Genomic DNA, 8465 nt, shown 5'->3' on the forward strand with positions numbered 1-8465 from the left:
GGCTACGTAGTACGCGAACCTGGCGTATCGTTGCCAGATCCAGATTGGAGCGATAGCTCAGCGGTTAACAACAACCTTAAAAATGTAAAAGATGCCAACGGCGAAACCACCACAACAGGTCGTATTTCTGTACGCTTTAAACCAAATGAATCGTTTGAAGGTACGCTTAACTACTTTTACCAAAACCAAGACAGCGAAGGTCGCTCAATCGTTCATTACAACAGCCTTAATGCAAACAACGGTTTAAGCGACGTAATAGGCAAATACGAATCAGCTTATCGCTTTGAAGAGCCTCGCGAAAAAGAAGATCAATTACTAAGCCTTGAGCTAAAAGCCGACTTAGGCTTTGCAGAGCTCGTATCGGCAACCGGTATTTCGAGCTTTGATGCCGACGGTCAACGCGACCAAACAGACTTACTTATTCGTCTTGATTACGGCTATGAAGAGTTTCCTTCGTTTTCAACATTTACCCGTGAAATTGACGAAGAAGATACCTTCACCCAAGAAATTCGCTTAGTGTCGCAAGGCGACGGCGATTTGAACTGGATTGTGGGTGGCTTTTACAACAAAACAGAAACCGAAGCATCAAGCAGAGAGTTTACGCCTGGCTTTGATCAATTTGCCATAGACAACTTTGGTGGCGAACAACTAAGACCTGACTCATTAGAATACTTAGAGCTTACAAAAAGCACCGTCACTGAGTCTGCACTATTTGGTGAAGTTGGCTACCAAGTTACTGATAAGTTAGATATTACCATTGGCGCGCGTTTTTACGAATACGATGTAGAATCGCAAGCGGCTTTTGACTTCCCACTAGCAAATACATTGTATGGTGGCGCGGGTCCTGATGAAATCACTGTTGCATTTGAAAAAGATGAAGCCAGCGATAACGGTAACTTATTTAAATTTAATGCTAAGTATCAGTTCACCGATTCAGTAATGGGCTATGTAACTGTAAGCGAAGGTTTTAGAATTGGTGGTTCAAATGGGTTAGTGTCTTGCCCTGATCCACTACCTGCGGATCAACAAACCGGCTGTGGTCAACCTGACGAATTGTTATTTGATGCCGATACCACTACAAACTACGAGCTAGGCTTTAAAAGCACGTGGTTTAGAAGCCAACTACACTTTAACGCCGCATTATTTAACATAGACTGGGATGATGCACAAATAACAGGTGCAACCGAAGTTGGGCAATTGCCATACCTTTCAAACGCCGGCAGTGCTAATGCAAAAGGGGTAGAAATTTCGACCCGTGCAATTTTATCTGACTCGTTTTCAGTTTATGCAACGTACGCCTATACAAAAGCAGAGCTAACATCAGATGCACCATTTTTGTTTAATGCCGACGGTACCGATGGCGCAGAAGACGGCGACCGTTTACCTGGCTCGCCTGAAAATCAATTTTCGATGGGTGTAAACTATCAAACAGAAGTGCTAAGCGATAAAACCCTTGATATTAACTACGGTTTAACTGCGCAAAGCGATGTACTTTCAAGAGTAGGACTTCATGATAACGGCGAAACATTACCGGGTTACAGTTTAAGTAATATATCAGCTAAATTAACAGCCGATGCATGGTCAACTACCCTATATGTTGATAACCTGTTCAACAAATACGCAGTTACATCCGTTCGTCGCTCAGATGCAGATATAACATCAGCTAATGGCGCTGAAATACAACGTAACTATGGTCATTATATTAACCGCCCAATTACAGTGGGTGTTAAATTTAACTATAAATTTGAAATATAATTTAAGCGACTTTTAAATAGCGTAAATTTCAAACAATGTAACTTTTAAACAATGTGTTAAGGCTCAAATTTATTTGAGCCTTTTTATTTTATTCAAAACCATAACTAAAAAATAATAACAAAAGCCATGCATCCAAACTTAAAGCAACTTCATCAAAGCGCTATTCACTCTTTAAACCAAGGTAAAAGAGAGCAAGCACACAAAGCCTTGGTAGAATTAGTCACACTCAAACCAGACTTTGCTGATGGGTATTTTTTGCTTGCCATGGTTAATTTAACTGTTGGGCAAATACACAAAGCAATAAAGCTCATCGAAAAAGCCCTCACCCTTGGCAAAAGTATTGAATATACCGCGCAACTTGCTAAATGTTACGCACTTACTGGCGAGTTAAAAAAAGCAAAAAACACCGCGCTATCAGTGTCATTAAAGCAAATAACTAAAGCACTTGATGCCGACACACTCGGCGTTGCACTTACTCAAGCAGGCATTCACGAACAAGCACTTAACTACTTTGAGTGCGCTATTAAACTGGCTAAAGTAGCTAACAAAGCTCAACCTCAGTTTTATTATAACTATGGTGTAAGCGCTAAATTTTTAGGGCTATTTGATAAAGCACAACATGCATTTCAAAATGCCATAGCGCTCAACCCACAGCATCATCAAAGCCATTTTGCATTAAGTGATTTAACTAAAGTAAGTAAGCAAAACAATCATATTGAACGCTTAAAAAGCGCGTTTGAGCAAGTAACACACCCCGATGCAAAACTGCATATTGGGCATGCTTTGGCAAAAGAGTATCAAGATCTTGGTGAATTTTCAGAGGCTTTTAACGCCTTAAAACAAGGTAAAGAGGCAAAACGAGCTATACAGCCGTTTGATCATAAAAGCTCAACTGAGTTATTTGAACATATTAAGCTCTTAAGTGAACAGCACAAACAAGTGCCTGTACAAGGTAACCCAACGCAAGAACCTATTTTTGTATTGGGCATGCCCCGCTCTGGCACCACACTAGTTGAGCGTATAATATCGAGCCACAGCGACGTGCAATCAGCTGGTGAATTACAAGACTTTGGCCTAAGTGTCAAAAAGCTAAGCCAAACACAAACACCTCATGTGCTCGACACACAAACGCTAAATAAAGCTTATGATCTTGATTTTAATCAGCTTGGTAGCACCTATTTAAACGCAACACGCGTAATAACAGGCAGCCATAAACACTTTATTGATAAGCTGCCGTTTAACTTTTTTTATATCGACTTAATAACCAAAGCACTGCCAAACGCTAAAATTATTTGTATGCTGCGCGACCCAATGGATACCTGTATTGGTAACTACCGCCAATTATTTACCATTAATAACCCGTATTACGCCTACTCACTCGATTTACTCGACACCGCAAAATTTTACAGCTGCTTTTATAAATTAATACAGCACTTTTGCAGCCTGCACAGCAATATAAAGCTAATAAAGTACGAAGAACTAGTAGCAAATCCCGAGCAACAAATAAAAGAGTTAATAAGCTTTTGTAATTTAGAATGGCAACCGCAGTGTATAGATTTTCACTTAAACACCGCACCGGTTTCTACTGCAAGTAAAATGCAAGTACGCCAACCACTTAACAATAAAGCAATTGGGCGCTGGAAAGCTTTTAAGCCCCATACCAATGAAATTGAAGATTACTTTTTAGAGCAAAATATCAGTTTTGAGTAAGGGTTTTATGGCTTGGGAGTTAAGTCGTTTAAGCCACATACTGATGAAATTGAAACATCGTTTAAAGATGAGGGTATTTTGTAAGTCTATATATAAAACGCTACTAATTATTATAATCCAAGTAGGTTAAACGTGTTTTGAAGCGGTTTAATTAGCTATTTGATTATTTAAATCGTCAATATACGCCTGTTCAAAATTCTCCCAGTCATATAAAGCTTCTGGATTAAAATCTTGCCCTTCAGGCCATTCTAAGTTCCCTACATCGTTTAAAAACACCTGATTAAAGTATTCACGTTTTTTTAAACTTTGCATCCAGCCAACGCCAATTACGGGTTCAAAGTTTATTACTTGAATTTTTTTATCAGCAAACGTAATTGCAATTATGTAATCTTTAACAATTTCAAAATGTGTAATTGCCATTGAATCTAACAAAGTCATTATTAACCTATATAATTGGTTCTATTATAAAATTTTTATTAATTAGCCTAGCCGAGAACCAACGTTAATTAATTTTTAATATATAGCTTCGCCTTAGCGGGCTGCAACAATAGAGCGGATAAAATAATCAACAGTGTCAGCAATAATTAAAACCGCGATCGGATTCATGCTCACGTCAATATAAGCAACGCTCGCACACCGCTAGGTCCATTTTTACGATAATCAAGACACAGCTGTGACTCAGAGTGTGACGTAATAATAATCAGTAAGTTTTTATCTTGAATACCCTCAACACTATCAAACCAGTTACACTCATCTCCATGCTCCCAAGAATCAATGGTCTCAATTCCATCGACAGTCGCATTAGTCCAGTTGATCGTGGCATTATTAAAAAGATCTTGTACGCATTCATCCAATTCACCACCATTTTGGATTAATAGCTGCTCCATTAAAGCCTGTGGAATAGTTATGCCTAATCGACGAGCTTGCGATTCGATTAACGCTTTTTCGATGCTTGCATATCGTTCGGGTATAAAATCGGTATCCCAAATCGAATTTTCATGTGCAGGGGTTGGTATTAAACCTTGATGCTTACCTTGCCCGCATTCATCCACCCATTTTTGAATGTCTGTCGTTAGCTCATTTTTAAGCATTTTATAAATTCCTGTTTTGGCTCTTAACACCAAAATAGCTGCACTCAATAGTAAAATAAATATGTTTAATTAATTCTTTACCCGCGTGCTTTTCATCAAAATTTGCATAATGAGACTGCCACTCTCTGCAAGATTCCATTTGAAATATCTAACCCTTTATAACTTTTTACAACAACAGCTCAACAATTCACAAAATTAACGATAGAAAAACGGCCCCATAACTTGGTTTGTGCTGTGTCACAAACTAAGCCATAAAAACAATGATTTGTTAGCCTCAAATGCCTTTTTCGCTTGCTCCGTTATTTGCTCGATAAATTTTTCTGCATCTTCAACATTCCAACGATCCATTTTTAGTTCTTCTGTTGAAGCCCACAACTTCGCCACATCATTGAGTCCAGTTGAGTCAAATTGTGCAAAGCATTTTTTAATGTTCTCTGAAAATAAAAATACCCACGGACCTTCAAACTTATCTCCACCAACTAAGCTAAACGATTTCTGTAAATCATTGCTATAAGTCTCACCGCTCATAGAACAATAAAGCGTGGATAGTTTAATCGGATCCATACCTCTCCATCCAGTGAGCGTAGACCAGGTGTCTGAAGGTTGAATAGACTCACCGATAGCTTTTGCTTCAGATTCATCTGCTATCACAAAGTCACTTAAAGTTCCCATACCTTCTCCTAAAATCAAAGGGATAAAATATTGATTTCAGACATCATAATCGTTGAGTATCTGCAATCCGCTCTTAAGTAAAATTAAGCTATGTAAAAAAGCTCAAAATACCTTTTTCTGTAAAATATAACTAACTTACCTTGTTATAAATGGAAAATACGACTAAAGCAATGATTGCTAATTTACATAGTGGGTACATACGAAGTTCATGATATACATAACTAGTTTCTGCTTTTTATTTAGAATTGGCTTTGATATAAAAAATATAAGAACATAAACTAAAAATGAAAGTACGAAAATAAAAGTACAAAAATAAAGTTACTTGTCTTCGCTACTTTTTAGCTCAATAGCTTTTACTGCACTGCCCCACAAGAGGACTGTGGGAACCTGATTGTGAGGTTATATTTTTTAATAACTGAGCATTATAGCGAGATCATCTAAAGCTAATCACAGGTTTTTAGCCTAGTTTTTAGACGATTCTAATTGCTGTCTTAATAATTCAATAAGTTGAGTATTGAGCCCTGTAATTTCTGCTTCCAGCATCTCTACTTTAGCTTGTGACTGTTCATCATCTTTACTTCGCAACAATGCAACTTCCTTAAGTGATTTTGCAATTTTTTCTTGTATTTCAGCAATCTGTTCATCAAGGGGGGCTTCGTCAGATTGTGATGCCTGATTTACATCTTCCTTACCTAATAATTTCCGTAACGCTTCTTTATTTTTATCTTCTAGGCTTTTTTCTTTCCCTTCTTCAGATATATCTACCTTTACACTTTGGTCAGTTTCCTGCTGCACAGTATCTTTTTCAGCAACCTCTTTAGGTAAAGCGTTTGAAACTTGCTTTGACGGGTAAATTTCTGAGGAATTATAGGGTGTGTTCGCTGAAATTTTATCCATTGAAATATTCCTTATTAAGACAATTATGTTGAAATTGTATACTTTGCGTAGCAAAACACAAAGAAAGCGGAGTGTTTTCACGCCAATTTTAATTTGCTGGCTATATTTCTATGTAATCGACAAGCCCTTCATAAATTGGGTCGATACCCAAGGTACAAAACGCAATACCTACAAATTCCCAACCAACACCTTTCTTTTATAACCTATTAAATAAACAGCCATCATTATTGAACCAACAAAGCTGTGCTACTAAATCTACTTTGTTAGCCAAGCGTTCATCTCTTTTTATGTTGCTACACAGGCATCACACGTTAACTAAGAAACGATTACTGCTAAACATATATTACACGCATGAAAATGACTGCATGCTGTTGTTTTAATTTTTATTGAGTAGTTTAAGTTTTTCTGCGGGTAGCTTACCTTCAACCAAGCCTCGTCAGTGCTCATATAAGGTTAGGATGGGTGTCTATAATTTCTTCACTTTTATCATGCAGTTTCACAGTAAGTAGATTCTATCTATAAATATTAAGATACTTTCCTAAAGTATTATCCTTTTTTATAAACTCATATTGCTCAATATCCCCCCATTCATTCCCAACTTCACTGGTATCAGGGTGGAATAATAGTGAAACGCCTGTTTTAGAATTTATATTTTGGTTTAAACCACGAAAACTATAATGTTTTAAAGTAGCAATTTTGTATTTTTCAACAAACTCACCATTTAACTTATAAAGCTGAACTTCCATATCGGCATATGCTTCAACAAAAACTAAGTTTAGTTTTTTAGAAAACACTGCACTTGCATCAAATCTCAAATTTATTTCAATAAGCTTACCCTCCTGGACCCATGTCAGGGTTGTACTAGGTGATCCACCTTCTCTATTGAACACTCTTTCCATTTTCATAAATCTTAGCCAACTTTGTGAAATACATTAAACTAGGCAAAAACTAGGATGGGTGTCACTGCAATTTTGCTGGCTTATGCTCAATCTCATTTAGTAACTTTAAAATACAAGGTAGCTCTCTTTTATAAAAAGCCCCAGTTTCATATTCACATACTTCACTTACGTTAGTTACTACTACATTTTCAGCTTCACTATCTTGCCAATCCTCGAATAAAATGCCTGCAACTGTGGCGCATGTTCCGTGATAATCGACATCTATCGCTAAAATCATATAGCGACAAGCTAAACTGGACAGTCATTCTAATTATTCTGTGGTATTTAAAGCATGTGTCTTGGTTATTTATCTTTATTAGCTATTTCCGGTAAAAATTCACCTGTCACTAGCCAATGAGGGATGTAATCAGTTTCAAAATCTAATTTGTAACCCTTTCGGTCGTAAGCAAACGCGGCTGCTGCAATTAAAGGCAAAGAAATCCAACCTGGCTTTTTGTTGCTATCTTTTTTCCAAAAATCTTTATGCTTTTCTACTGCATCACGCATTTCGCTATTAAATTCAGCCTCAGCATCAGGAGTAAAAATACAACGGTACACTGCTATTAAAGGTAATAAAATACGATAAGAATAAGGTAAGCGGATATTATCAGGATCGTCGGCTAATAATGCCTTTTCTAGTAGGTCCCCCATATCCGCACCGCCGGTAAATAAGTTTTGCATAATATTAACTAACGCCAAATCAAAAGTATTACACTTGAGATTCGCATTTAAAAAAACGATTTCATCAACTTCTCTCAAAGAGTGAATTGCTGAGCGATCACGTAAAATGACTGCGCTATAATAAGCATTTAACCATGCATCGTTATCCACAAAATCAGTTTTACGAGCCCCCGTCAATTCAAAGGTTTCACCATCAATAGTAACGGGGAACTTTTCATCAACACGCATAACAAACTCAAAATTTGCTGTGCCAAATTCTTTAAGTAACGTGAGATAACGCAATTGTGTCGAGCGGTCTAGATCCGCCAGAACTGCTCTTGCAAATGCATCTAAAGCGTGTTGGATAGAGCTACCTAGAACCTCACCGTTATTTGTATTCTTAATGGTATTTATCTTACTTGGTATTCGCTTTTCAAATCTATTAATACCTTTAATGACTATTTCCATATGCGTTTCTTTATAGTGTCGTTCTATCATTCGTCTGGTACCCATTTGTCGTTTTTAAATGAACTTAGTTCGGCTTTTACTTTTAAAGACCCACCTGTTTTTTAAATGTAGGATCGTACTTATTAGAATTAAAATCAAAACGCAGGTATTTTGTGCCTCTTTAATTTTTTATTTCATGTTTATTATTTTATTTTCACGGTATTCAGATGCGTCTTATTCACCCTGTTTATCATTTTTTATTTTGCGGCTACCTCTTGTTGAAGCCCCGCCTTTT

General features: G+C 37.1%; 9 protein-coding genes. 2 read left to right on the forward strand and 7 right to left on the reverse strand.

From position 1 onward, the window contains the following. Both L647_RS0100140 and L647_RS0100145 read left to right on the forward strand, forming a co-directional pair. Positions 1-1755 (forward strand): TonB-dependent receptor (locus tag L647_RS0100140; RefSeq protein WP_024609414.1); only part of this gene is annotated, 1755 nt, incomplete at its 5' end. 126 nt (positions 1756-1881) lie between these two features. After that, positions 1882-3465 carry a tetratricopeptide repeat-containing sulfotransferase family protein gene (locus L647_RS0100145; protein ID WP_024609415.1) on the forward strand — a complete coding sequence of 528 codons (1584 nt, stop codon included), beginning with the start codon at positions 1882-1884 and terminating at the stop codon, positions 3463-3465. 147 nt (positions 3466-3612) lie between these two features. On the opposite strand, the gene L647_RS0100150 is transcribed toward L647_RS0100145, so the two are convergent. The 7 genes from L647_RS0100150 to L647_RS0100185 form a co-directional block, all read right to left on the reverse strand. Then, positions 3613-3903, reverse strand: coding sequence for a DUF2442 domain-containing protein (locus L647_RS0100150; protein ID WP_024609416.1), 291 nt, complete (start codon positions 3901-3903; stop codon positions 3613-3615). Between the two features lie 170 nt (positions 3904-4073). Beyond that, positions 4074-4556 carry an SMI1/KNR4 family protein gene (locus tag L647_RS0100155; RefSeq protein ID WP_024609417.1) on the reverse strand — a complete coding sequence of 161 codons (483 nt, stop codon included), beginning with the start codon at positions 4554-4556 and terminating at the stop codon, positions 4074-4076. A gap of 237 nt (positions 4557-4793) precedes the next feature. After that, entirely contained in the window at positions 4794-5228 is a 435-nt protein-coding gene (locus L647_RS0100165) for a hypothetical protein (RefSeq protein ID WP_024609418.1), read from the reverse strand. Between the two features lie 462 nt (positions 5229-5690). Next, positions 5691-6125: a hypothetical protein gene (locus L647_RS0100170; RefSeq protein ID WP_024609419.1), complete on the reverse strand. Its 435-nt coding sequence runs from the start codon at positions 6123-6125 to the stop codon at positions 5691-5693. 512 nt (positions 6126-6637) lie between these two features. Then, positions 6638-7030 (reverse strand): hypothetical protein, encoded by a 393-nt coding sequence (locus L647_RS0100175; RefSeq protein WP_024609420.1) that lies wholly within the window; start codon positions 7028-7030, stop codon positions 6638-6640. A gap of 55 nt (positions 7031-7085) precedes the next feature. Beyond that, the gene (locus tag L647_RS0100180; protein ID WP_024609421.1) at positions 7086-7301 is read right to left on the reverse strand and encodes a hypothetical protein; all 216 of its coding nucleotides are present in this window, start codon (positions 7299-7301) and stop codon (positions 7086-7088) included. Between the two features lie 65 nt (positions 7302-7366). Then, positions 7367-8221: an immunity 49 family protein gene (locus tag L647_RS0100185; RefSeq protein ID WP_158001055.1), complete on the reverse strand. Its 855-nt coding sequence runs from the start codon at positions 8219-8221 to the stop codon at positions 7367-7369. Between the last annotated feature and the right edge of the window lie 244 nt (positions 8222-8465).

It is taken from the genome of Pseudoalteromonas sp. TB64 (genome assembly GCF_000498095.1).
In the GTDB taxonomy this organism is placed as follows: Bacteria; Pseudomonadota; Gammaproteobacteria; order Enterobacterales; family Alteromonadaceae; genus Pseudoalteromonas.